This is a genomic window from Phormidesmis priestleyi BC1401, from assembly GCF_001650195.1.
GTDB lineage: Bacteria > Cyanobacteriota > Cyanobacteriia > Leptolyngbyales > Leptolyngbyaceae > Phormidesmis_A > Phormidesmis_A priestleyi_B.
Genome location: NZ_LXYR01000004.1, coordinates 61,341 through 83,828 on the forward strand (window position 1 = coordinate 61,341; position 22,488 = coordinate 83,828).

At 51.1% G+C, this 22,488-nt stretch carries 18 protein-coding genes and 1 pseudogene; 8 read left to right on the plus strand and 11 right to left on the minus strand.

What is annotated here, in order from left to right; all coding sequences use genetic code 11:
• The first annotated feature begins 133 nt into the window (after positions 1–133).
• The 3 genes from A8707_RS03660 (at position 134) to A8707_RS03670 (ending at position 5,469) form a co-directional block, all read left to right on the plus strand.
• Positions 134–2,917 (plus strand): GAF domain-containing protein, encoded by a 2,784-nt coding sequence (locus A8707_RS03660; protein ID WP_068815218.1) that lies wholly within the window; start codon positions 134–136, stop codon positions 2,915–2,917.
• A 152-nt stretch (positions 2,918–3,069) separates the two neighbouring features.
• Positions 3,070–3,564, plus strand: coding sequence for a hypothetical protein (locus tag A8707_RS03665; RefSeq protein WP_068815220.1), 495 nt, complete (start codon positions 3,070–3,072; stop codon positions 3,562–3,564).
• Between the two features lie 81 nt (positions 3,565–3,645).
• Positions 3,646–5,469 carry a peptidoglycan D,D-transpeptidase FtsI family protein gene (locus A8707_RS03670; RefSeq protein ID WP_068815222.1) on the plus strand — a complete coding sequence of 608 codons (1,824 nt, stop codon included), beginning with the start codon at positions 3,646–3,648 and terminating at the stop codon, positions 5,467–5,469.
• A 199-nt stretch (positions 5,470–5,668) separates the two neighbouring features.
• On the opposite strand, the gene A8707_RS03675 is transcribed toward A8707_RS03670, so the two are convergent.
• Positions 5,669–7,741 (minus strand): thioredoxin domain-containing protein, encoded by a 2,073-nt coding sequence (locus A8707_RS03675; RefSeq protein ID WP_068815223.1) that lies wholly within the window; start codon positions 7,739–7,741, stop codon positions 5,669–5,671.
• 119 nt (positions 7,742–7,860) lie between these two features.
• Between A8707_RS03675 and clpP the strand changes: the two are divergent.
• A pseudogene (gene clpP / locus A8707_RS03680) lies at positions 7,861–8,481 on the plus strand (ATP-dependent Clp endopeptidase proteolytic subunit ClpP); the annotation flags it as partial.
• Between the two features lie 185 nt (positions 8,482–8,666).
• Here the strand turns inward: clpP and A8707_RS03685 are convergent.
• Positions 8,667–9,605, minus strand: a complete 939-nt coding sequence (locus tag A8707_RS03685; protein ID WP_068815225.1) for a hypothetical protein — start codon at positions 9,603–9,605, stop codon at positions 8,667–8,669.
• Positions 9,606–9,866: 261 nt separating this feature from the next.
• Here A8707_RS03685 and phoU point away from each other — a divergent pair, with 261 nt between their 5' ends.
• Positions 9,867–10,526 (plus strand): phosphate signaling complex protein PhoU, encoded by a 660-nt coding sequence (gene phoU / locus A8707_RS03690; RefSeq protein ID WP_331711670.1) that lies wholly within the window; start codon positions 9,867–9,869, stop codon positions 10,524–10,526.
• Between the two features lie 118 nt (positions 10,527–10,644).
• Here phoU and A8707_RS03695 read toward each other — a convergent pair whose 3' ends face one another.
• On the minus strand, positions 10,645–11,577 hold the full coding sequence (locus tag A8707_RS03695; RefSeq protein ID WP_068815230.1) for a DNA polymerase III subunit delta': 933 nt from the start codon (positions 11,575–11,577) through the stop codon (positions 10,645–10,647).
• A gap of 29 nt (positions 11,578–11,606) precedes the next feature.
• Positions 11,607–12,284 (minus strand): dTMP kinase, encoded by a 678-nt coding sequence (gene tmk, locus A8707_RS03700; protein ID WP_068815232.1) that lies wholly within the window; start codon positions 12,282–12,284, stop codon positions 11,607–11,609.
• 228 nt (positions 12,285–12,512) lie between these two features.
• On the opposite strand from tmk, the gene A8707_RS03705 reads away from it, so the two are divergent.
• On the plus strand, positions 12,513–12,860 hold the full coding sequence (locus A8707_RS03705; protein WP_068815234.1) for a hypothetical protein: 348 nt from the start codon (positions 12,513–12,515) through the stop codon (positions 12,858–12,860).
• A gap of 20 nt (positions 12,861–12,880) precedes the next feature.
• Here the strand turns inward: A8707_RS03705 and A8707_RS03710 are convergent, their stop codons facing one another.
• From A8707_RS03710 to A8707_RS03735, 6 genes are all read right to left on the minus strand, one after another.
• Positions 12,881–13,309, minus strand: coding sequence for an FHA domain-containing protein (locus tag A8707_RS03710; RefSeq protein WP_068815236.1), 429 nt, complete (start codon positions 13,307–13,309; stop codon positions 12,881–12,883).
• A 105-nt stretch (positions 13,310–13,414) separates the two neighbouring features.
• Positions 13,415–13,837, minus strand: a complete 423-nt coding sequence (locus A8707_RS03715; protein WP_068815238.1) for an FHA domain-containing protein — start codon at positions 13,835–13,837, stop codon at positions 13,415–13,417.
• A gap of 213 nt (positions 13,838–14,050) precedes the next feature.
• On the minus strand, positions 14,051–16,477 hold the full coding sequence (locus tag A8707_RS03720) for a heavy metal translocating P-type ATPase (protein WP_068815240.1): 2,427 nt from the start codon (positions 16,475–16,477) through the stop codon (positions 14,051–14,053).
• Positions 16,478–16,553: 76 nt separating this feature from the next.
• The gene (locus tag A8707_RS03725) at positions 16,554–16,757 is read right to left on the minus strand and encodes a hypothetical protein (protein ID WP_068815440.1); all 204 of its coding nucleotides are present in this window, start codon (positions 16,755–16,757) and stop codon (positions 16,554–16,556) included.
• A gap of 108 nt (positions 16,758–16,865) precedes the next feature.
• Positions 16,866–17,129: a TM2 domain-containing protein gene (locus A8707_RS03730; RefSeq protein WP_068815242.1), complete on the minus strand. Its 264-nt coding sequence runs from the start codon at positions 17,127–17,129 to the stop codon at positions 16,866–16,868.
• 103 nt (positions 17,130–17,232) lie between these two features.
• Positions 17,233–18,738 (minus strand): CPBP family glutamic-type intramembrane protease, encoded by a 1,506-nt coding sequence (locus tag A8707_RS03735; protein ID WP_068815244.1) that lies wholly within the window; start codon positions 18,736–18,738, stop codon positions 17,233–17,235.
• A 120-nt stretch (positions 18,739–18,858) separates the two neighbouring features.
• Here A8707_RS03735 and A8707_RS03740 point away from each other — a divergent pair, with 120 nt between their 5' ends.
• On the plus strand, positions 18,859–20,208 hold the full coding sequence (locus tag A8707_RS03740) for a histidine phosphatase family protein (RefSeq protein ID WP_068815249.1): 1,350 nt from the start codon (positions 18,859–18,861) through the stop codon (positions 20,206–20,208).
• Between the two features lie 9 nt (positions 20,209–20,217).
• On the plus strand, positions 20,218–21,486 hold the full coding sequence (locus A8707_RS03745; protein ID WP_068815250.1) for a dihydroorotase: 1,269 nt from the start codon (positions 20,218–20,220) through the stop codon (positions 21,484–21,486).
• 15 nt (positions 21,487–21,501) lie between these two features.
• Here the strand turns inward: A8707_RS03745 and lepB are convergent, their stop codons facing one another.
• A complete protein-coding gene (lepB, locus tag A8707_RS03750; RefSeq protein WP_068815251.1) occupies positions 21,502–22,101 on the minus strand; it encodes a signal peptidase I in 600 nt (199 codons plus the stop codon).
• Positions 22,102–22,488: the final 387 nt, after the last annotated feature.

Genomic DNA, 22,488 nt, shown 5'->3' on the forward strand with positions numbered 1-22,488 from the left:
GTTGTTGATGATTGAAGTCCTCATCCGTCTAAAATTTGTTGGGTGCCAGTCCGTAGTAGCCTTCACAGCGTGAAAACGGGCTATTCTGAGGGCACTCTAGGTTTTGAACCTTTGTATTTCCGCCGTGCGTAACATGGGTCAGTCGAAAGAGCCAAATGCCCATGAACAGCAACTCGTTTCCTTGGGTCGCGTGCTGCAAATTTTACGCGAAGGAACTGACGTTGATGTCTTAGTCGAAACGGTGCTGACCTATCTCAAAAGCAGTATTCACTATGAGTTCGTTTGGGTCGGGTTTTACGATCGCCTGGATCATCGTCTAGTGGGCAAAGGGGGCAAACTGCCCAACGGTGAAGAGTCTGCCTTTCTAAAACAGCGATTTTCGCTCTCTTCAGGCGATTTGTTAGAGCAGGTGGTGATTCAGCAACGTCCAGTAACGATCGCTGATCTGCGGCAAGAAATGAGGGCAGGTGAATGGCGCAAACTGGCACGAAAATTTGCCATTCAGGGCACAATGATGTTTCCAATTTCCTATCGAGATCGCTGTTTTGGCGTGGCGATCTTGGGTTCACGGCTGTGGGGAAATTTTCCTAGCACCGATGAGAAAGCTCAACTGTCGATCGTGTTGGGCAGTTTAGCGGCGGTCTTAGAAAACGTTGAAAGCGAATGGCAGCAACAGCAAATTAAGCGTCCAGAAAAGCCGTTACTCAGCTTATTGGGTCAGTTGCGATCGCTGCCTAATCTCGGTCAACGCCTCGAAGCGATCGTTGAAGAAAGCCATCGATTTATTGCTCCGTCGCGCACCAGCGTTTATTGGTTTGAGCGGCAACAGCGCTATTTTTGGCGACGCGTCACCAACGCTAAACCTGCTTATAGAGCGTTAGAAGATAACCAACCCGCTTCAGGAATCACCGTGCAGGAGATGAGCAGCTTTTATCAAGCTCTGGCATCCGATCAGGTGGTGTCGATCGGGGAGTCGCTGAACTCGCTGAAGACAGAGACGAGCCGACTGATGCAGCATATTCGCGCCCGATCGCTGATGGCGGCTCCGATTCTCTACCAAAATCAGCTTGTGGGGTTTCTCGCGGCAGAAGGCAGCGAAGCTAGAGTTTGGCAGAACGAAGAGAAGAACTACCTGCGGGCAGCGGCGCAACTGATTGCACTGGTAGCACCCTTAGAGGAAATGGAAACCACTGTCGAGCAAACTAAACTCGACCAAGTGTTAACCGCCGAAATTGCTCATGCTATCTACAGCGCCGATGATTGGAAGGTGACGCTAAAAAACGCCGCCGAGCTTTTGGGCAAGCGGCTTAAAACCGATCGCTTTCTCGTGTTGGCATACGACGGAGAACTGGATCAGTTTGAAGTCTGCTATCAGAGCCATCCCAACAACCGCCGTCCGCTTTCTAGCACCCTCAAACGGCTGACTCAACTTGACTGGCAGATGCTCGAACGCACGTTAACCGCCACCGCGATCGAAAACTTAGACGAGGATTTGCGCTTAGGAGCCTGGCGCGATCTGCTGCTGGAGGTGGGCGTACGATCGCTTTTAGCCTGCAACACCGCCGCCGGACGGTCGCTCGAAGGAGTCGTTTTAGTTTGTCATGATGCCCCCCGATCGTGGAGCGACCCAGAATGTGAACTGACGCATGTGGTCGCCCAGCAGATTGGCTTGATTTTGCGGCAGTGGCAGCTACAAAAGCAAAATGACCAGCAGCAAAAGGTTTACCAGACGATTCAATGGGGGCTGACGGCGATTCAGCAAACCCAGGAATTAGAATTGCTGGAGCGATCGGCGCTGCAATACATCGCGCAGATTCTTCAAGCTCCGATCGCGGCGTTGATTTCATGGTTTCCTGGTCACGGCACTGGGCGGCTAGTCCAGCTTGGAAACCTCGAAAAGCGCTACAGCTTTCATCCCGTGCTTAAAGTCTCGATCCACACCGACACCTTGGTCAATCGAGCCTTGCAGCATGAGGGACTGTTGCCGCTGTCGATCGACGACATCCCAGCAGAAACTCGGCACTGGCTCAACGCTCCGGGCATTGGTCAACTGTTGGTCATGGCACTGCGAACGGCTCCTGAGCATGAACCAACTGCCATTTTGATCATTGCCGACCATTTGGAGCGTCGCTGGGTCGATCGCCACTTCAACGCCTTGGGCACGCTGGTCAGCCAGTTTGCCTGGTCGCGACGCTATCTAATGCTGTCAGAGAGCCTCAAAGTGCAGCGAGAACGGCTAGAGCGTCTGAGTTGGTATAAGCAACGTCGTCTGGAAGATTTCTATCGATCGGTCAAAACTGGGGTCAAACGCTTAGGAGAAGTCCCCACTTCAAAAGATGCGCTGGCAGCCACTCGTCAGCAGCAAATTTTGCATCAGTTGAGCGATGTCATCGACCCAATGCAGCAATTTATCCAGGATGAGCAGTGGCAGTTGCAGGTCAAAACAGAAACCGTTTCCTTAGCCAGTTTGCTGAGACGAGTACTCGATCGCGTAGACACCCTGATCAAACAGCGTCAGATTTGGTCACAAGTTCACAACGAAACCAACGCGATGATCACGGGGGATATCGTCAAAATCGAGCTAGTGCTTTATGAACTGCTGCTCACTGCCTGTCAGCGATCGCAGCCTGGAGGACGCATTGACCTGTGGTGTCGGCAACTCGATCCGAGTTGGATTGAGCTATCGATCACAGACGACGGCACGATCGAGCCGCGTCTTTTCGAAGACTTAGAAGCCGGAAGAGCTGTCGATCTGCTGGCTCCCTCGGCGTTAGATAAACCGCCAGGGTTGCATCTGGCAATTTGCCAATCGCTCATGAAGCAAATGGGTGCAGAATTTAATCTCTATCAGCTAGACGACAAGCGAATCATGAGTCGGCTAGTTCTGCCAATGGTAAGTAGACAGTTTCTCAAATAAAGTCTTCAAACTGGGAGACTCCAGATACAATAGGGGGCGTTCTGGGTCATTTCAGCTTTGAGACTAACGGTGGTCTAGATGACTGAGATTCAAGACCTGGTTTTGTCAAACCTGGGTGTGAGTGTGTTGCTATCGGAGTGCTGCTAAAGTCTATGTCTGCCGCGCTAAATCCTTCTCCTGCTAAACGCAATCGATCGCGATTGCCCGCTTCAAATCAAAACTCTCAGCGATCGTCAAGAAGACCGCTTCAGTCGGTCAATCCCGCAACGGTGAGACGGTTGCCTGCTCCTGACGCTCCGCCTCGCTGGCTGCGATCGCTGGTTAGAGTGCAGCAAGCCTCGCTGATCGCGACGTTTACTCTGGCGGGGTCGGTGCTGGTCGTCTATGGCTGGACGGTCTACGCCCAGCAGCTTTGGGGCAAAGAATATCAGAAGTTAGAGCATTTGCGGCGCGACGAGCGCCAGATGACGACCAACGGCGAAATCTTAAAGAATAAAATTGCCGACCAAGCGGTGCGTCCTGGAACGACTCTGGTTCCTCAAACCCCTGACAGTCTAATTTTCCTCAAACCCGCTCCGGCTCGAAATCTAGCTCCGGGTGCAAGTCCGGCTCCTCAAGCGCCTCCGATCGCGCCCCTCGGCTACTAGACCCAACGATGAGGGATGACGGATCAGCCGATGTGGTTCCGATTCATCCTGGCATCCCTCACCCTTTATTTTTTCTGACTTATGGGCAGCCCCTCCTATCCGCCTCGCTCTAAACGGTTTCGTCGCTTGGCGGCTGTGGTGAAATCCCTGCGGCAGATGCCCATCCCTCAAGCAAAATCGACCTATCGACGGCTCTTGTTAGTGTGGGCGATTTTGGTCACGGGGTCAGTGTTGCTGACGCTCAATCTGGTGAGATTGCAGGTTGTGCAGTCTCCTGATCTGTTGAAACAAGCCCGATCGCAGCAGATGACGTATCTGCGTCCGTTTATTCCGCGTCGCCCGATCGTCGATCACAACGGCAATATGCTGGCGATCGACCATCCGGTTTACACGCTCTATGCTCACCCAAACGCTTTTAAGCTGCCAAAACCAGCGGTTGCCGAAAAGTTAGCCCCGATTCTCGGTCAGTCTGCGGCAGATATCAATCGCAAGCTTGACTCGGCTGAGAGTGGCATCCGCTTAGAATATTCGCTGGCAGAAAATGCTGCCGCTCGAATTCGGGATTTGCAACTTGATGGGCTGGATTTAAACCAACAGCAGCAGCGGTTATATCCTCAGCAAAACTTAACGGCGGATGTGGTCGGATATGTCGATGTCGATCAAGTCGGTCAAGCGGGCGTGGAATATAGCCACAAAAATCTGCTGGAGCGATCGGTCAAGTCAGTTCGCCTGAGTCGAACGGGAATGGGCGCTGTTATGCCCGATCAGGTGCCTGGTGGCTTTTTGCATATTGATGATTTGCAGTTGCAGTTGACGATCGACAGTCGAGTTCAACGAGCCGCTCAGATTGCCGTGCAGCAACAGGTGAAAAAATACGCCGCTAAGCGAGGCGTTGTCTTGGTGATGGATGTCCAAGATGGCTCTCTACGGGCATTAGTGGGCGATCCGTCTTATGACCCCAATGAATATTACAAGGCAAAACTTGAGCAGTTTAAGAATTGGGCACTCACTGATTTGTATGAGCCGGGTTCGACGTTTAAGCCGCTGAATGTAGCGATCGCTCTAGAGTCTGGGGCAGTTAAGCCTGATCAAGTCTTTAATGACGAAGGCGAGATTTACATCGACGGTTGGCCCATCCAAAACTTTGACTATTCCTATGTGGGAGGAAGAGGACCGATTTCTGTCACGCAAATTCTAGAGCATTCTAGCAACGTAGGCATGGTGCATATCGTGCAGCAGATGAAGCCCGATGTTTATTACAGTTGGCTCCAGAAGATCGGATTGGGACAGATCACCGGATCTGATTTTCCTTTTGAGGCGGCAGGACAGCTAAAAGACCACAAGACGTTTGTGGAGTCTCCGGTTGACATCGCCACGACTGCGTTTGGACAGGGGTTTTCGCTTACCGCGATTCAACTGCTTCAACTCCACGGTATCTTGGCGAGTGGCGGCAAACTATTGACTCCTCATGTGGTGCAAGGGCTATATGACAGCAGCGGACAACCCTATTGGCAACCCCAGCAATCGACTCCGAAGCAAATTTTCTCGCTAACCACGACTCAAACTGTGCTGAAAATGATGGAGGCTGTGGTGTTGAGGGGATCAGGGAAAGGCGCTCAAGTTCCGGGTTATCGCATTGGTGGAAAAACGGGAACAGCGCAAAAGGCAAGTTCGGGTGGTGGCTATCAAGCAAACGCCAAGATTACGAGCTTTGTGGGAATCTTTCCGATCGAGGCTCCTCGCTACGTGGTCGTTGCCGTGATTGATGAACCAAAAGGCGAAGATGCGTTTGGCTCGACGGTGGCGGCTCCGATCGTCAAATCTGTGATCGAAACGTTGATTACGATAGATAAAATTCCGCCCAGTCAGCCGATGACAATTCCAACGCCAACGCCTAGCCTCTAGAGCGTGGTTTAAACCTCTCTCGCTGCGATTCTGCCTCGCCCTGAACTGAAGTTCGGGCTAAGGAAAGTCCGTTGAAACGGACTCAGGATCGAACCTGACTCGCGTTCAGTCCGTTTTAACGGACTTCCCACTATCAGCCCGAACTTTAATTCAGGGCGGGATAGCAACGAAGACCAGAGTTTTAAAATACTGCTAGTCCTTATCCTTGCCGAATCAAGCTCTGCTGTAGTTGCGATCGTAGCTGCTCTAAACTCCGCGCTGGCTCTTTGCAACTGAGTGCCTGACATACGAGACCGACGACTCCTTCGGGGAGATTAGGTTCTCGCATGAAGACGGCGGTTGGGAGATATTGAGTTTCTAGGATTGCGATTTGCTCGGCGCTCGATCTCACTAACGTACAGTTGCGAAACCAATCCAGCGCGACAAATAAACTAGGACAGGCGGTGGGCGATTCCTGCATTACGCTGCCAAACGCCTGCAAGGTTTGTTCGGCTTTGTCGAGATAGTCGAGGTCTTCGGTGAGCAGGGCAAACTGGATGAGATTGACGATCGCGACTCCATTTGCCGCCGGAGTTGCGTTATCGACATAGCTCCGCTCTCGCACCAATAAATCTTGACTCGCATCTTTTGCGGTGTTGTAGTAGCCGCCTATCTCCACGCTCCACAAAAATTCGTCAAACTCTTCTTGAACTCGAATCGCGTGGTCTAGCCAGTTAGTTTGATTTTCGGGGACGATCGGTTGAAGGCTACGAGTCACTTGATGCAAATCTAACAGCGCCTTGATGAACAGCGCATAGTCCTCAGATTGTGCCAACACTTCCACGGTGCCGTCATAGTTGACGCGATGAAACCGCCCCTCAATCCACTGGTTTTGTAGAATAAAATCGGCTGCCTGACTCGCCAATTCCAGATATTCCAACTCTCGAAACACAGCATAAGCGTGTGCCAAGCCAGAAATCATCAGGCTATTCCAGGCGACGATCATTTTAGTATCAGTCACCGCCGGGATGCGACCTGACCAATCGGTTGTTTTGGCTTCGTGATTATTGCGGGCAGGCGGAAACGTCGTTAGATCTTCCGCAGAGGCACCATAGCGAGTTAGAAATAGCTTGGCGATCACGCCTTCTACCTGATCCGAAAGTTTACCTGGATGCTGACGCTGAAGCACATTCAGCCCTTCAAAATTCCCTTTTTCAGTGAGGGTGAATTGCTCACTCAGTTCCGTCAACTCTCTAGGAGAGAGCAGGGTCTGAAGCTCGTCAAAACTCCACGCATAAAACGCACCTTCTTCAGGTTCTGCGTCGTCGGGAGTGGTAAAACTATCCGCATCCTGCGCCGCGTAGAAATAGCCTTGCGGGGCAGTCATTTCACGTTTGAGCCACTGCACCGTCAGGGATATCGATCGCTCAAAGGCTGGCTCTTCAACGCCCATTGCCCATAGATTTGCGAGATATTCAACAATTTGCCCATTGTCGTAGAGCATTTTCTCAAAATGAGGCACTGTCCAAGTCGGGTCAACGGTGTAGCGATGAAATCCGCCGCCCACCTGATCAAAAATGCCACCCAGGGCTAAATCCAAGCCGCGCTGAGTGGTGACTTCTCTCGCGTCATAGCGCGAATCCCATCCGAACCGAGCCATTCGCAGTGCCGCTTGCGAGTAGGGAATCATCGGAAAACTCGGTCCCGGTGCCTTTGAGGAGAGAATCCCCGCGCTGGATTCTAAGCCTTCTTTGAGCAAATCTCCGCTCAGTGCCGCAGGTTGAAGTGCCGCAGCACTTTGCAGGTTTTTTAGAATCTCGGCTTTGATGCCATCCAGTTTGCCTTTCTCGGACTTGTAGTAGCGGTGGATCGCCTGAAGCACCTGCAAAAAGCCGGGTCGCCCATAGCGAGGGTCGATCGGAAAATAAGTGCCCCCATAAAAAGGCACCAAATCGTCAGGTGCGAGAAAGATATTGAGCGGCCATCCGCCTTGACCGACCATCATTTGCAGCGCTTGCATATAGATGCTGTCGAGGTCAGGACGTTCTTCTCGATCGACCTTAATCGGCAAAAAATTTGCGTTCATATAATCGGCGATCGTCTCATCCGAAAATGCCTCGCCTTCCATGACGGTGCACCAGTGACAGCTAGAATAGCCGATCGACAAAAAGATCGGTTTATCTTCTCGCTTCGCCGTTTCTAATGCCTCATCACACCACGTCCACCACTCGATCGGGTTTTCGGCGTGTTTGCGAAGGTAAAGACTCTGGGCTTGGGCAAGGCGATTCGTCATGGCAACGACTAAAACTCTACGACGATGAGTTTATCGCGGATGCGTGAGAGTGTTCTCTGTCGAGAGAACGTTTAGCGGCTTGTCCCTTAACTCGTTAGAATGAAAAAAATTATCAAGGACAGGAAGCCTGCATGATTCCTACCGTTATTGAAACGTCGGGTAGAGGCGAACGCGCCTTTGATATTTACTCTCGTCTGCTGCGAGAGCGAATCATATTTATGGGATCTGCGATCGACGCTGAGGTGGCAAACCTGATCGTCGCTCAACTGCTGTTCCTCGACTCTGAAGACCCCGAAAAAGACATCTATCTCTACGTCAACTCTCCGGGCGGCTCGGTTTCCGCCGGGATGGGTATCTACGACACGATTAAGCAAATCCGCCCCGATGTCTGCACGATTTGCGTCGGCTTTGCCGCGAGCATGGGCGCATTTTTGCTCAGTGCTGGCACCAAAGGCAAGCGAATGAGCCTTCCTCACTCGCGGATCATGATTCACCAGCCCCTCGGCGGTGCCCAAGGTCAAGCCACCGACATCGAAATCCAGGCACGAGAAATTCTCTACATTAAGCAGCGCTTAAACGAGATTTTGGCAGACAACACGGGCAAACCCCTAGAGCAGATTCAAGAAGACACCGAACGCGACTTCTTTATGTCTGCCGAAGAAGCCAAAAACTACGGACTGATCGATCAAGTCATCGATCGTCGCCCCTCGGCAGTCACCCCCGTAGCTGTTCATGCTTAGAAAGGTGGATTTGCCCTCACCCTAGCCCTCTCCCCAAGGAGAGGGAACAAGAATTTTAGCTCCCTTCTCCTTGATGAGGGCAGAAAACGAGCGCAAGTTCTACAGGTTGTTTAATTCACGATCCTTAGTCAATCAACGAGAAGGGATCAGCTAGAATCTGGCTGATCCCTTCTTCTTAACGTTGGTCAAAACGGAATCTGGCTCAACGAGGGATGTCCTTTAGAGGGCAGCGCTTTTAGGTAGTGCAAGAACTCCAGCAACTCGTCTTCTGTGAGTTCGGCGCGGGTCTTCTTGCTGTAGGTTTGTTGCAGATAGCTGCTGCCCTGCTTTTTAGTCCAGCCGATGCGCTCGATCTCGGTGCCAATTTGCGCGATCGCGTCTGACAGGTCGATCGGGTCATTAGAAAACGCCACATCAGGAACGCTGACTTTCACCGCTTCGGTTTCTTCAGGAGCTTGATAAACCGTCTCTTCGGGCAAGTCTGCTTCACCGTCTTGGCTATAGTCATAGTCAACCTCAACGGGGGCTTGCACCGCTTCAGGCATGTCTAACCCAGGAAACGTGGAGAGGAAGTCATCGGAGCCGCCGATCGTGGATGTGGGCTGTTCAGGAGCCTCTTTTTTCTTACGTCCGCTGATAGCTTTAGGAGGCGCAATCTCCTCAGTCTCCTGACTCTCCAACGCGGGGAGTTTGGCATCTTTCAGCGCATTCAGCGACGCAGCCGAAAATTCGGTTTTTCTCGGAGCCTCTGTCATAACCTGCGCTTGAACCTCATAAGCAGAAGGAGCCGTCGGCGCAATGCCCAACACTTCCATCGCCCGGATTCTTGCCCGATCTTCGGCGACTTCGATCCGATCGGCTGCCGCCATTCCAGTTGCAAGAGTGGCATTTCCGACCTGCACTAAAGCACGCACCACAAACTGCCCGTCGTGGATCTGCACAAGTTCTGAGGTCAACGCCCCAGTCGGATAGTGACTGCGTAACTGAGCAAACAGGCTGTGGCTGCTAGATTGGGTCGGCGCACCGCTCAGAGACGATTCGCGGACGGCAAACAGCGACGCAGGAGTCAGATCATCAGACATGGCAAAACGAGAATTGTTCAGCGTGAGAGGGGTTGCATTCATGATCATTCTAGGAGGTGGTAGGGAAAGCAGTCCGTTTATAGGCAACTGCCACACTGGCAATTTACCGCAAGAGTGACGATCGTGGCTAACTCAATCTGAGAAAGTCTAAAATCTAGGAAACACATCAGACTTCGATCGTTTTATCATTGAAATTATCCAAAAGGTTTTTCACGATACCAGCGCTCCCCTCATGCTGTTGCTATAGTAAAACGCTCAAGATTGATTACTTTATCAGCCAAATACTCAGAAATGTATAAAACCGTGTCTATAGAAAGTCAAGAACCCCTTCGCATCCACTTTGAACGGCAGCTCAAGCGCATCCAGCGAGATGTCTTGCGAATGGGCGCGTTGGTCGAGAGTTCTTGCAATATGGCACGACAGGCATTATTTGAAGGCAATTTAGATGCCCCCGACCAGATTATTTTGCAAGATAAGCAAATCGATCGCCTCTATAAGCAGATCGAGCTAGATTGCGTCAATCTGATTGCGCTGCAATCTCCGGTTGCCCAAGATCTGCGGCTTCTCAGCGCTCTGATGCAGCTTGTGCGCGACTTAGAACGAATCGGAGACTACGCCAAAAACCTTGGAGAAGTAGCGGTGCGGCTGTTTCCTTACCCCGTTTCTCCACACATGGGGCAAGTGCGGCTGATGTTCGATCGCTGTCGTGCCATGTTAGCGATGAGCCTGGTGTCGCTGTCCAATCTCGATGCGGCATCTGGGCTAGAAGTGCGCGATAAAGATGATGCCGTCGATTTAGATTATGAAACTCTCTACACGCTGCTGACTCAGCAATCGGATGTGCTAGGAGTGGTCGAACCGATCGTGCTATTGGTTCTCTTAATTCGTCATTTAGAACGGATGGCAGACCACGCAACCAACATTGGCAAACGAGTTGCTTATATTGTCACCGGGCAGCGATAAAACCATCTCACAGGGCAACCCTAGAGGTATTTTGAGGGATGTCGATCGCGGGTGATCTATGCTGTCATTGAGCTTTTTCAACGATCGGGATTACCAAAAGGCTTGCGGCTCAAACTGCTTAAACCTGCATCATTCCCAACAGCGTCACTTCCCAAACTAACTGTGATTGGACGTAGGCAAGCAAATAATCTCTCGCCTTTTCAAGAAGTTGCAGAGGCAAAGCAGATTGACCGCTCAGCTTTGCCTGTTGCCAATAGGTCTGTTGCAAATAGTCCACTAGCCAGAGTTGAGCCTCACTGTCTAGGGTTTTAGTGATTTGACGGGCGATCGTCAATGTTTCTCGAAGTGATTTTGGCAAGTGAGTCACGGCTTGTAATAACTCTGGCGGAATCGTCTGAAACTTTTGCCAATGGACGATCGCGTCTCCGGGGCTTCCTTGAGCGAGTGCCAAAATCTGCGGACATAGCAGAATTTCGTCAAAGCCTGCGGTGCTAAGAACTTGCGCGATCGCCTCTGAGTTCAACCGATAAAACGGGATGCGCTGACAGCGAGACACCAGAGTTGGCAGCAGAGAGTCGGCACTGGGCGCTAACAAAATCAGAGTCGCCCGTCCTGGTTCTTCTAATGTTTTAAGCAGAGCGTTTGCGGCGGGTTCTGCCATCGTCTCGGCTTGGTCGATGATCACGATCGAGCGATCGGCTTCTAAGGGCGGACGGCTCAAAAACAGTGAAATCTCTCGCACCTGGTCGAGGCGGACTTGTGGCGGCGTTTTTTTCTTCACCCCGGCTATTTCGGCTTCTGCGAGCGAGAGCCGCTTACCTTGGTGCAAATAAGTCGGCTCAACCCAAAGCACATCGGGGTGATTCCGCTGCGCGACTCGTTGGCGCGGGTCAGACACCAAAAGTTTGACAAATGCCTCAGCCGCCAATCGTTTGCCCACACCCGAAGAACCTGCAAATAAATAAGCGGGGGGGACACGATTGCGCTTGATCGCCTGGGTCAATAATTCAACCACTTGAGGCTGTCCAATTAACGAATTAAAAGTAGTCATGTTTTTTATAGCGACAAAATTTTAATTCATCAGCCCTGAATGGCTCCATACCAGCGAGCCAGATGTTGACTGAGAGCGGCTTCGATGTGTTCAGCTACCTCTAACTCGCTGCGACTGGCATCAATGCGGACAATTCGATCGGGATTCTGCTCCGCTAGTTGAGCAAATCCGTGCTGCACCCGCTGATGAAAGTCTAGATTTGCCTGCTCGATGCGATCGCTCGCTCCTCGCTTCTGAGTTCGGGCTAACCCTCGTTCTACATCGAGATCGAGCCATAGCGTTAAATCACTTTGCAGCCCGTTGGTTGCCACTTGGTTAAGCTGATCAATGAGCGCAAAGTCGAGTCCTCGTCCGTAGCCCTGATAAGCGATCGTCGAATCGGTGTAGCGATCGCACAAAATTATCGAGCCTTCTGCCAGGTGAGGGCGCAAAAAACCTTCGACGTGTTGGGCACGATCTGCCGCATATAACAACAATTCTGCTCGATCGTGAATCGGCTCTCTAGCAGGATTAAGCAACAACTGTCGCACCCCCACCCCCAAATCAGTGCCGCCGGGTTCACGGGTCGCCATCAGTTGCTTCACAAATCTTTTTGATTGGAGATTGGGCAACCAACCGCTATTTAACAACCACTGACGCGATCTCTGAAGTTGGGTAGTTTTGCCACATCCCTCAACCCCTTCAAATACAATGAATTTGCCGTCCATTATCAACATTAGTCAGTGGACAAAATCAACTGATCACAGCCGTCTCTTTAACCCCTCGCAAAATAAGTCAACCTGAGAGGAATTCGCTATAAAAGTCTTAAGGACTTCCACAGGAAAGCACTTCAGCTTACACTAAGCCTGGGTATGACACCAGACCAGAGTATCGTTTTAACGTATCTTGGGAACGTATCATAGAAAAGTTCGTTCGTCGCACGCTTGGGGTTGGCTATGGCTCGTTACACCTGTCTGATCACGGTTGGAATCTCTTCTAATAATCTCCAACCCATGCTAAACGAGACGCTCAAGTCTTGCAGCATGGACATTATCTATGACACTGGAGATTATGTTATGGCGCGAGAGACTCCGGGGCGAGTGTCGTTTCCAAAGCTGGTGACGGTAGAGATTTTCGTCGATAAAACGATCGTCACCGAAGAAGAAGTTCGGATGAATTTTGTAATCAAAAACGAAGAACTTCCGCTTCAGGTAGACAATCACTGCCGCCAAGTGTTTACACAAGTCAGCCAAGCCATCAGCCACAACAAGCATTGGCGACTGATCGAAACCGTTGGAGGCTAACGCGCGATCGTAGGTCTAGGCTATTCGTCTAAATTGTCTAGCTCCGCCGTACCTGGATTAATTAAGGTGATATCAAACTCATCGGGAGGCACTGTTGCATAAGCATCCCGTCTGAGCAGATGATAGATTACTCGCACATGAGGACCAAAAATCACCTCATCACGATCGCGCAAGTCATGCGCTCTCAGCCGCCGACCATTAATCAAAAGACCGTTGGCACTGGGCTTACCGTTTTGATCACCGTCTTTGATGTGATAAGAGCAAGTGCCATCGGGGTTAGCTAGCTGCTCGATCGTCGCATGATAGCGAGAGACAAACTGAGAGATCAGCCGAATATCACACTCAGAATCTCTGCCGATCGAGTAGTGAGAATTTTCGAGTCGTTCTTCTCGCTCTCCGGTATCATCTTTTACAATCAGAAAATGGCTTTGGTATGGATCGAAAGGCATCGCAAGTTTAGGGGAGACTGGGACTGAGCAAAACCGATTGGGTCGAGTGCCATTGTATACCGCTGTGTGAATTCACGGAGAGCGCCATTTGGCTAAACCTTTCTTTCAATCTTCTGGATCACCGATCATGTTGGGGCTGATCAGCGTGATGTCAAATTCATCGGGCGGAACGGTTAAGAATGCCTCACGCCTTAATAAGTAATAGATTGCCCGCACCTGAGGACCAAATACCACTTCATCTTCATTTTTAAGATCGTGGGTTTGCAGCTTTCGCCCATTGATTAGCAAACCATTGGCGCTAGGCTTGCCTTTAAGGTTGCCATCCACAATTCGATAATAGTAGGTGCCGTCTTCGTTGGGCAACTGAAGTAATGTGGCGTGACGACGAGACACAAACTGAGACACTAATCGAATATCACACTTTGGGTCGCGCCCGATCGAATAAACGGGTGCGTCGAGGATAAATTCGCGTCGTCCCTTATCGTCTTCGATAATTAAGAGATGATTCTGATGCGGTTCTGAGGGCATGAAAAGTCGAAGGGTTGGCGGGTGGAAACAGTGACTGGCGCCTAATCTAGCTACGATATCTGACAGGTCTGAAAGGGACTCAGTGCCAATAACGATTTAGGAGCTTTTATAGTCTTTGAGAAAACCTCTGAGTTTATTAGAACACAGCCCTGAGACGCTTTATAAACCCTGATGAGATCAAATTAGCTGAGAGTGCGAGCGGTTACGCAGATCTTAAGCACGAGGCGTAGAAAACGCCCGACGCAGCAGAAGCGAATTTGTAACCACGCTGACAGAGCTAAAAGCCATTAAAGCACCTGCGGCGGCAGGACTGAGCAAAATTCCAAATTTTGGCAGCAGGATGCCTGCGGCGATCGGGATGCCCAGCAAATTATAGGCAAATGCCCAAAACAAGTTTTGCCGAATTTTGCCAAAAGTGGCGCGGCTAAGGGATAAAGCTTCGACCACATCGGTAAGACGATCGCGCATTAAAACAATGCCTGCCGTTTCAACCGCGACATCGGTTCCTGACTTGAGAGCAATTCCCACATCGGCTTGAGCCAGCGCAGGCGCGTCGTTAATGCCGTCTCCCACCATTGCGACAAGAGTTCCCGGCTCGGCTTGCAGCGTGCGAATCACCGAGGCTTTCTGCTCTGGGCGGACTTCAGACAAGACATTTTCTGATGGGATGTTGAGCGTTTTTGCAACGGTTTGGGCAGTTTCGCGACGATCGCCCGTCAGCATAATGACTCGCAGACCCATTTTCTGTAGTGAGTCAACGGTTTCTTGGGCATCCGATCGCACCGCATCTGTAGCGGCAATGAGACCCACCAAGGTATTAGCAACTGATACATACACAACCGTTTTGCTGGCTTGTGCTAACGTTTGCGCCTGTGCCTGGGTTGTCTCACTCACCACCACTGCATTTTGCTCCATCCAGGTCAGGGTTCCGAGTAGAACAGATTGCGGCTCTGAGTGCAGCGAAACTGTTGCAGACACTCCAAGCCCTGGCTCTGTGTAGAAGTCTTGAGCGGGAAGAAGTGAAAGTTCTTGCTGACTGGCAGCGCGAACGATCGCATCTGCAAGGGGGTGACGCGTTCCACTTTCAACCGTTGCGGCGATTTGCAACAGATTAAATTCTTCCTGATCAAACGATTTGAAAGAAATGCAGTCTGTGACGATTGGGCATCCAGCGGTGAGCGTCCCCGTTTTGTCAAACACGATCGTCGTCAAAGCGTGCACTCGCTCTAACACGTCGCCCCCTCGAATCAATAATCCTCGCTCAGCACCGATGCCCGACCCGACCAAAATTGCGGTTGGGGTGGCGAGTCCAAGCGCACAAGGGCAGGCAATCACCAGAACGGCGATCGCGAGTTTGAGACTCAGCAATAACGGAGACGGGTGAATCGTGACAGCAGACGGATCAAGGTGGTGCATAGCGTGTTCGCTGCCCAGCGCTTGACCTGCAAGCAAAACCTGTGACCAAACGTGAGTGCCGATGAAATACCAGAACAGAAAGGTGAGTGTGGCGATCGTCATCACGCCATAGGTAAAATAACCCGCGATCGTGTCCGCTAATTTCTGAATCGGGGCTTTGCGCGCCTGGGCATCTTCGACCAGATTGATGATTCGTGCCAGGGTGGTGTCTTTGCCGATGTGATTAGCTCGGATCGCGATCGCGCCCGACTGATTGAGCGTTCCGGCTGAGACGCGATCGCCCGGCTGCTTTTGCACTGGGACAGGTTCACCCGTCAGCATCGATTCGTTGATCGTGGTCTGCCCAGCGACGACTTCGCCATCGACGGGAATCTTCTCACTCGGTAGCACTTGCAGCCACTCACCGACGCGAATCCGATCGACCGCGATCTCAGTTGAGAGATGAGGAATAAAAGACGAAGGATTAAGAGGATCTTGTTCGTTCTTCTTGACCAATCGGGCAGTCTGGGGCTGAAGTGCCAAAAGCGCCTGAAGAGACGACGCCGCCCGACTTCTTGCCCGTTGCTCTAACGTGCGACCGAGGAGGATGAAGCCAACTAACATCACAGGTTCGTCAAAAAAGCACTCCCAGCCGAGTTGGGGAAACAGAAGCGCAATCAAACTAGCGGCAAACGCGGTAACGGTGCCCAGCCCGACGAGCGTATTCATGTTGGGAGCATTGCGGCGCAAGCCTTGCCAGCCGTCAATAATCATCGATCGTCCCGGCACTGCCAGCGCGATCGCGGCTAACCCGCAGTGCAGCCAAATGTTGCTGAGTCCGAATATGGTGATGCCTGCGAGTTGATTGAGGTGCCCGATCGTCGAGATCGCTAGGAGAAGAATCGCGATCGTCAGCCTGCGAGTCTGCTGTTGGGTGTCTAACCGTCGCCGTTCTGCGAGATCGATCAAGCCTGCAGATTCTGGAGCGCCTTCGGGATAGCGAGGCTGACTCGGAAATCCGGCTTCGGTCAATTTTTCGGCTAAGTGTGCGGGATCGATGACTGACTCGCACTCAACGGTTGCTAACTCTGTAACGAGATTCACCGTGGCAGAAATCACCCCCGGCTCTTGAGTGAGGGCATTCTCAACGGTTTTGACACAGCCTGCACACTTCATGCCGCTTACATCGATCGTGATGGTGTCTGAAATGGGGGCGTTGATTTCTGTTTTTGACGTGGTTTGCATCGCACACTCAAGGAAGGTGGTTTATAGGCTCCTTTCTTGAGGGTAGATGAAGTTTTGTACGATCGACCGAAAAACTTTAATTTTCTTCAGTCTCGACCACTGCATTGGTAGAAGTGCGTCTCCACCCAAATAAATAGATCAAAACGCCAAGCTGGACGGGAACCAAAATTAAGTAGTTTCTGGCGAAGAAATTGATTTCTAAATTCGAGAATGTGCTGAAATAGCCTGCGCCCAAAGTAGCGAAGAGGACGATCGAAGCAATTTTTTTAGGTTTCAGCATTGGGGGCATTTAAGTAAAGTTCAAGTGGAATCAAAAAATCCTGGTGAGATGCTGTAGAAAGAGGCGCAAAAAACCAGGATTTTGAGAGTTGTCGATCTTCAGAAGACCTTAAAACCAGCCTTTTTTGCTCGTCATGTAGGTGCTGATAAATTCGTCGTCGCTTTTGGTCAAGTAGATGATTCCTTCAACTAAACCAATAATGCTAAAGATGGGAGCCGCAAGCCCAAACGTTAAAATGCTTCCCAGCAGCATAATCAGGGCTTCAGTTTTGTAGCCCAAAATAAATTTGTGAATGCCAAAGGCACCCAGCAAAATTCCACAAATGCCAGCCGCGACTTTTTTGCTCGCGTCATTAGAAGTTCCGGTTGTCATCGTCTTAGCCTTTGGTTGTGAGAGTTCGCACTCAATGTGCCCAGCCAAAAGAAGTAACGAACAAAAAACCAAGATTTCTCGGAGATTTGAGGCGATTCAGAATCTAGGAATTCCCGCTCCCTAAGATAAAAAGGCTCAGCAAAGTACCGCTATTCCACAAGCTGTGCAGCAGCATTGAGGCGAAAAGATTTTGAGTACGGGTGTAAACAAATCCCAAAACGATGCCCAACGTCATGAGCGGAATGACTTCTGAAAGGCTCAGGTGAACCACCGCAAACAAGAAACTGCTGAGAAGAATGGCTTGCCAAGTTGAGAAATAGCGAGTCAGCGAGGGCAGGAGAAATCCTCTAAAAAAGATTTCTTCAAAAAACGGAGCCGCGATCGCTGCCGTGACAAAAAAGATCGCGATCGCAAGGCTATCTTTTCCTTCTAAGGCGATCGGCAAAATTGGATTGCTTCCGCCGCGTCCCTGCCAGATTTGCTGATTGACCAGCGACACCACAATCACCAAGGGAAACGCCGCCAAATATCCGCCCAAGCCCCACCAAAACCACTTACCTTTGAGACTGAGATGAAACCAGCGATCGGGCAGCGGCAAAAACGATTTAATCGACCAATACAAGACACTCAATCCGCCTGCTGCCAAGAGTGCGTAAGTCACTAGGTAATAAGTTGCTTTCGCCCGTTCTCCCAAAGTTGCCGGATTGATTTTGAGTGCCGCTAAGGTGGATTGACTGACGATCGGCAGCACAATCTGCCCCACCAAGAAAAAGCCGACTACCAACACCTGCCAAACAATTTCACCATCCCACGGCACTGACCACCGGATGTCATTGGTGCCTGCTAAGAGGGCTTGTTTGCCCTTGACTGCCCACTGCCCGATCAGAAAAATCAGCAGAGATGCGCCTGAGAAGATGGCGATCGCGGGAATTGCATTCGCCGTTGCCCATCGGATAAATGCCTGTTTTGCGGTCTGCTGTTCGGCGGTTTGGAGTTGGTCGAGTGCGTCCGATCGCTGCTGCAACTCATACAGTTTGGTGAGCGACCGAGTGCGGAACCATCCGTCTAGATTCTTATTGATTTGCGATTCTGCGTTGGGCAACAGTTGAGGAGGCTGACTCCACAGCCCTGACAGAACTTTTGCTGTGATTGCCGTTGAGTCAGAACGTTCTTTTACAGAAGCCCAAGTTTTCAGCGCTTCATCCACCTCTCCTTGCTGCGCTTGCAGAACTCCGACTCGCAGATCTAACTCTTTGAGGAGCGACTTCTGCTTGATGAGTTGCTTCGTCGTCAGAGCATTGTCGATCGCAGGCGTTTTGGACTGAGGTTTCTCCAATTTCGTCTCGGCATCGGCGATATCTGTTTGGGCGGTGTCTCGCGCTTTTTTGTAGCTTTCTAGCGCCGCCTTGACCGGATTTTCAACCGGGAGAGGCTTACGGGTATCGGGCGAATCACCCTGCCACTCAGACGCTTGCAGCAGCAAATCAGTCTCATAGAGTTCTAAGCGGCTGTTGAACTGGGGTTGACTCCAGCTATTGACCAAATCGCTCACCACGAAGACGATCGCTAAAATCGTCAGTGCGCCCAAAACCAACCGCTTCAACGTCATGACTTCTCCCAATCTATTTGCATCGGTGCCTCATCGTCAAACTTAGCAGAATTGGCGAGGAGAACGCCCGACAGGGTAAAATCTTCCTGACTCGAAACTTTACCCAATGGAGGATTCCCTTTGACTACTCGCGTCATCATCGTCCGTCACGGCGAGAGCAGCTACAACGTTGAGCGGAAAGTGCAGGGACATTGCGATCTGTCGCGGTTGACTGCTAAAGGGGAATCGATGGCGGTGCAGGTTGCCGCTGCCCTCAAAGGAATTTCTCTTGATGCGGCTTACAGCAGCCCGTTAATGCGGGCAAAGCGCACGGCGGAGTTAATCCTGTCCAATTCCGATCGCGCTCCTCACCTGCAAACCAGCGAAGACTTGAGAGAAATTAATCTACCGCTCTGGGAAGGGTTGCTGTTTGATGAAGTCGAGGAGAAATATCCTGATGAGTATGACGCGTGGAGAACGCAGCCTCATTTGCTGAAGATGAGCCTGTCAGACGAAAACGGCAGCGTCGATTTTCTCCCAGTTCCAGCGATTTATGAGCAAGCGCGTCAATTTTGGCAAACTACTCTGCCCAACCATGTGGGACAAACGATTTTGATCGTGGCTCATAGCGGCATTAATCGGGCGTTGATCAACACGGCGATCGGACTTCAGCCCGAAGATTATCAGCGCTTCCATATCTCAAACTGCGGCATCAGCATTCTCAATTTTTCGGGTGAATATGGGCAACCCGTGCAGATTGAGTCATTGAATATCACGTCTCATTTGGGCGAAATGTTGCCCCGTCACAAGTCAAAAAGTCAGGGACTCCGGCTGCTGTTGGTGCGACACGGTGAAACCGAGTGGAATCGGCAAGGACGCTTTCAGGGACAGATAGATGTTCCGCTTAACGAAAATGGGCGATCGCAAGCCGCTCAAGCGTGTGAATTTCTCAAATCGGTGCGAATTGATCAGGTGATCAGTAGCTCAATGCTGCGTCCCAAAGAAACCGCAGAGATTATTCTTCAACATCATCCTCACCTTCAGCTTGACCTGCGAGACGACCTGCGAGAAATCAGTCACGGCTTATGGGAAGGCAAGCTAGAAGCCGAAATCGAGCAATCCTATCCCGGTTTGCTGCATCAGTGGCAGCAGCACCCCGAAACCGTGCAAATGCCCGAAGGCGAAAATCTGCAAGGCGTATGGAATCGGGCGATCGCTGCATGGCAAGACATCATCAACGCAGCAGCAACGCGTCCGGCTGACGAACCTTTCACGATTTTGGTCGTCGCTCACGATGCCATCAACAAAGCGATTCTCTGTCACGTCGCGGGTTTGGGTGCCGAGTCTTTCTGGAACTTTAAGCAAGGTAACGGAGCCGTCAGCGTGATCGACTACCCGCACGGAATCGAGGCGGCTCCCCTGATGCAAGCAATGAACATCACGACGCACTTGGGAGGCGTTTTAGACAAGACCGCAGCCGGGGCACTTTAGAAAAGTTTTATGACGATCGAACTGCTCCAACAAGTCCGTCTGCTCGATCCGATCGCGATGGTCGATCAAGTGGTCGATGTGGTGATCGCAGACGGCGTGATTCTGGCGATCGCGTCCCAAATCGGCGACATTCAGATTGGGTCTCAAACTGGCGAGAGTCCACCTGATGTCCAGATTTATGATTCTCCAGGCTTAGTGTTGGGATCAGGACTGGTTGACCTTTACAGCCATTCTGGAGAACCGGGATTTGAAGAACGGGAAACTTTAGAATCGCTCAGTCAAGCCGCGATCGCGGGAGGCTTCACTCGGTTGAATATTCTCCCGGATACAGAACCTGCGATCGACAATCCTGCTGCCGTCACCTGGTTCAGGCAAAACTCAAAACTCTCTTGTTGGGGGGCTTTAACGCTCCATGCCAACGGTCAACATATGACCGAACTGTCAGAACTGGCACAATCAGGAGTCGTCGGGTTTGCAGACGGACAGCCGATCGCTAATCTCGTTCTGATAAGACGATTGTTGGAATATCTTCAGCCGCTAAACAAACCGATTGCGCTGTGGGCGTGTGACCGATCGTTGGTCGGTAATGGCGTGATTCGTGAAGGCGTTGAGTCGGTGCGGTTTGGCTTGCCTGGAGATCCCGCCATGTCAGAAACGACGGCGCTATCGGCTCTATTAGAATGCGTCGAAGAAATCGGAACCCCCATTCATCTGATGCGAATTTCGACCGCGCGGAGTGTGGAACTGATTCGAGCCGCGAAAGCACGAGGGTTGCCAATTACTGCCAGCGTGACGTGGATGCATTTGTTGCTCAACACAAAAGCGATCGAGCACTACGATCCCAATCTGAGACTAGAGCCACCGCTAGGAAATCAAAGCGATCAAGTTGCCCTCTTGCAAGCCGTTCGAGAAGGGGTGATCGACGCGATCGCCATCGATCACTCGCCCTACACCTACGAAGAAAAAACCGTTGCCTTCTCAGAAGCGCCCCCTGGAGCAATCGGGCTAGAACTCGCACTCCCCTTGCTGTGGCAGACGCTGGTAGAGACTCAACAGTGGTCAGCTTTAGAACTATGGCGCAGTCTTAGCGTCCGTCCCGCTGCTTGTTTGGGGCAAACGATGAGTGCGATCGCTGTCAATCAGCCTGCGGAACTGGTGTTATTTGATCCGCAATTAGAGTGGACGGTGAATCGTGAGAGTTTAAAGTCTCGATCGCTCAACACCCCTTGGCTAGGCAAACCGTTAATTGGGAGAGTGATTCGTACTTGGTGTCCCTAAACTGGAACCTAACGTCTACTGCTGCGGCTTATAGTTCGGTTCTGGTGTGATCTCTCCGACTCGATTAGGAGGCCAAAACCGCACAACCGCGCGACCGATAATCTTCTCGCGGGGGACAAAGCCCCAATAGTGACTGTCGTAGCTATTATTGCGATTGTCTCCCAGCACTAGATAAGAACCCGGAGGAACCGTCTGCGGACCCCATTGATATTGCGGATCTTCTTCAATGTAGTTTTCTCGCAGAGCCTGGTCATTGACAAAAACGCGACCGCCTTTGACTTCTACTTTGTCACCCGGCAGCCCAATCACCCGTTTGATAAACGCATCGTGGAAATTTTGCTTTTCTAGCGTGCTGGTAGGCGAAAACACCACGATGTCGCCCCGTTGAGGTGTGCTAAACCACCGATAGCTCAGTTTGTCAACAATTAAGCGATCGTTGATTTGCAGAGTCGGCAACATTGAGCCAGAAGGAATATAGCGAGCTTCTGCCACAAACTGACGAATACCGATCGCCAAAAGGGCGCTCAACCCAATGGTCTTAAGTCCTTCAAGCCAGGGATTTTCATCTTTTGGTTGAGGTTTGTCGTTGGGTGCCGGGTTTTCTACGCGAGTCATAGGGTTTTAAGTGCAAAGTCAGAACAGGGGTTAGGGCACATCTGCCCATCTAGTCTATTCAATAAAAGTCAGATCGAACCAAGTGAGTTGTGATGATATTAAAGTTTACAGGGCATTTCTACTTTCTACTATCCACCCACAATCTAGACTCTTCCAGTTCCCTCAAAATCAGTATTTCTTGTGATGGATTCTTCCTCTCTATCTGATTCAAAACGCTCAAATCTTGCTGCCAAACGGCGAATTTATCTTGGGAAAGGTGCAGATTCAAGAAGGTAAAATCGTTGGGGTTGGGACAGGTCTTTTGTCGATCGACAACTCAGACTATCAGAATAGACGCGACCGGATTGACTTTGTTGCCAGGAGCGATCGACCCGCAAGTTCATGTTC

Excerpts from the sequence above, each read along its gene's own strand:
- A8707_RS03660 (WP_068815218.1), top strand. The coding sequence starts at position 134 with ATGGGTCAGTCGAAAGAGCCAAATGCCCATGAACAGCAACTCGTTTCC.
- A8707_RS03665 (WP_068815220.1), top strand. The coding sequence starts at position 3,070 with ATGTCTGCCGCGCTAAATCCTTCTCCTGCTAAACGCAATCGATCGCGA.
- A8707_RS03670 (WP_068815222.1), top strand. The coding sequence starts at position 3,646 with ATGGGCAGCCCCTCCTATCCGCCTCGCTCTAAACGGTTTCGTCGCTTG.
- A8707_RS03675 (WP_068815223.1), bottom strand. The coding sequence starts at position 7,741 with ATGACGAATCGCCTTGCCCAAGCCCAGAGTCTTTACCTTCGCAAACAC.
- A8707_RS03685 (WP_068815225.1), bottom strand. The coding sequence starts at position 9,605 with ATGAATGCAACCCCTCTCACGCTGAACAATTCTCGTTTTGCCATGTCT.
- A8707_RS03695 (WP_068815230.1), bottom strand. The coding sequence starts at position 11,577 with ATGACTACTTTTAATTCGTTAATTGGACAGCCTCAAGTGGTTGAATTA.
- tmk (WP_068815232.1), bottom strand. The coding sequence starts at position 12,284 with ATGGACGGCAAATTCATTGTATTTGAAGGGGTTGAGGGATGTGGCAAA.
- A8707_RS03705 (WP_068815234.1), top strand. The coding sequence starts at position 12,513 with ATGGCTCGTTACACCTGTCTGATCACGGTTGGAATCTCTTCTAATAAT.
- A8707_RS03710 (WP_068815236.1), bottom strand. The coding sequence starts at position 13,309 with ATGCCTTTCGATCCATACCAAAGCCATTTTCTGATTGTAAAAGATGAT.
- A8707_RS03715 (WP_068815238.1), bottom strand. The coding sequence starts at position 13,837 with ATGCCCTCAGAACCGCATCAGAATCATCTCTTAATTATCGAAGACGAT.
- A8707_RS03720 (WP_068815240.1), bottom strand. The coding sequence starts at position 16,477 with ATGCAAACCACGTCAAAAACAGAAATCAACGCCCCCATTTCAGACACC.
- A8707_RS03725 (WP_068815440.1), bottom strand. The coding sequence starts at position 16,757 with ATGCTGAAACCTAAAAAAATTGCTTCGATCGTCCTCTTCGCTACTTTG.
- A8707_RS03730 (WP_068815242.1), bottom strand. The coding sequence starts at position 17,129 with ATGACAACCGGAACTTCTAATGACGCGAGCAAAAAAGTCGCGGCTGGC.
- A8707_RS03735 (WP_068815244.1), bottom strand. The coding sequence starts at position 18,738 with ATGACGTTGAAGCGGTTGGTTTTGGGCGCACTGACGATTTTAGCGATC.
- A8707_RS03745 (WP_068815250.1), top strand. The coding sequence starts at position 20,218 with ATGACGATCGAACTGCTCCAACAAGTCCGTCTGCTCGATCCGATCGCG.
- lepB (WP_068815251.1), bottom strand. The coding sequence starts at position 22,101 with ATGACTCGCGTAGAAAACCCGGCACCCAACGACAAACCTCAACCAAAA.